This window comes from Haladaptatus sp. (assembly GCF_049589095.1).
GTDB lineage: Archaea > Halobacteriota > Halobacteria > Halobacteriales > Haladaptataceae > Haladaptatus.
On the sequence record NZ_JBAWAC010000144.1, the window covers coordinates 1 to 1876 of the forward strand.

At 61.4% G+C, this 1876-nt stretch carries 2 protein-coding genes; both read left to right on the forward strand.

Annotation, left to right across the window (positions count from 1 at the left end; genetic code table 11):
• The first annotated feature begins 24 nt into the window (after positions 1-24).
• On the forward strand, positions 25-1107 hold the full coding sequence (locus tag WBV42_RS04960; RefSeq protein WP_423985044.1) for an amidohydrolase family protein: 1083 nt from the start codon (positions 25-27) through the stop codon (positions 1105-1107).
• 2 nt (positions 1108-1109) lie between these two features.
• On the forward strand, positions 1110-1876 hold a 767-nt coding region (locus WBV42_RS04965; RefSeq protein WP_423985043.1), incomplete at its 3' end, for an iron-sulfur cluster assembly protein.

Here is a 1876-nt window from a genome sequence, read left to right on the forward strand (position 1 = left end):
GTTCGGCCCATTACTTAGATGGACATGTACAGAGGAACTGGGGACGGTCGATGGGAGAACGAGGAGGACGTATTCGTCATCGACTCGCACATCCACTTTTGGGATGCGAGCGAGGAGAACATCATCCACGAAGGAGGCGAGCAGTTCATCCGGTGTTTTTACGATTATCACACCGGATTCACGCCCGCCGAGCGCGAGTGGACGCTGGAGGAGTACCGAAAGTATCCGCAGGAACGAATGCTCGAAGACCTGTTCGGTAACGGTGCCGTGGACATGGGAATCTTCCAACCCACCCATCTGGAGGAGTTCTACGAGGAGGGGTTCAACACGGTGGACACCAACGCGGATTTCGCGGCCGAGAACCCGGAGCGCTTCATCGTCAACGGGCGGTTCGACCCCCGGGAGGGAGAGGAAGGGCTACGCGAACTCGAACGCCAGAAGGAGGAGTACGACATCCAGGGCGTCAAACTCTACACCGCCGAGTGGCTGGACGATTCGATGGGTTGGCGTCTCGACAGCGAGGAAGCCTTCGAGTACCTCGAAAAGTGTGCCGAGTTGGGAATCGAGAACATCCATCCACACAAGGGGCCGACCATTCGGCCGCTGAACAAGGACGCCTTCGACGTGAAGGACGTGGACGACGCCGCGACTTCGTTCACCGAACTCAACTTCGTCGTGGAGCACGTCGGGCTTCCCCGACTGGACGACTTTTGCTGGTTGGCCGCCCAAGAACCGAACGTGTACGGCGGACTCGCGGTGGCCGCCCCAATGGCGCAAAACCGCCCGCGTAAGTTCGGCGAAATCATGGGCGAACTGCTCTACTGGCTCGGCGAGGACCGCCTGCTGTTCGGGAGCGACTACGCGCTGTGGAACCCCGATTGGCTGGTCGAGACCGTGATGAACGCCGAACTCACCGACGACCAGAAGGACGAGTACGGCATCGAACTCACGCCGGAGGTCATGCGGAAGATAATGGGCGAGAACGCCGCTCGACTGTACGACATCGACATCGAGGAGAAGAAAAGACAGTTCCGCGACGACGGCATCACCGACGAGTTCGGCTTGCAAACGCATTACGAAGAGGGTGGCGCGACCGCCGACGACTGACCATGTCGGGGGACAGCTTGGACATCGGAAACGACGAAAGGGCCGTATCGGAGAACCCCGGCGACGTGCCGACGTGCGCGGCGATTCTGTCGGCGCTCGACGGCGTGACCGACCCCGAACTCGACCGTTCGATCGTCGAACTCGAATACATCGACGACATCGAAATCGACGCCGAGGAGGACGGTGCACACGTCGACGTGTCGTTCACCCTCCCGACGGCGTGGTGTTCGCCAGCGTTCGCGTGGATGATGGCGCTCGACGGCCGGGAAGCAGTCGAGGGGCTTTCGGGCGTCGCTCACTGTTCGATGCGACTCCGTGAGCACATGCACGCCCGGGAGGTCACCGTGGGAGTCAACAACGACCACTCCTTCGATGCGACGTTTCCCGACGCCGACGGTGGCATCGCGGAGGTACGCTCGACGCTCGACGCGAAAGCGCGACTCGCACGCCAGTATGACGCGGTCGAAACGCTGTTGGCGGCGGGCGTGACCCACGAACAAATCGCGTTGCTGACCCGCGACGACTGCCGGTTCTTCGACGAGTACGTGGCCGTCGGGGTTCGTGAGGGTGCGGTCGAAGTCGTCGTGGACGTCGAACCGCTCCGGCGGTATCTCGACAAAGCGATTCAAACCGGACGAGTCGCCGAAGATGATCGGCTCTTTCGAACGCCGGAGGGGGACGATATCGACCCGGACGGGGCCGAACTCGTCGGTGATGCCGTCGTCGCGGAACTGTCTTTTCTTCTCCTCGATGTCGATGTCGTACAGTC

Excerpts from the sequence above, each read along its gene's own strand:
- WBV42_RS04960 (WP_423985044.1), top strand. The coding sequence starts at position 25 with ATGTACAGAGGAACTGGGGACGGTCGATGGGAGAACGAGGAGGACGTA.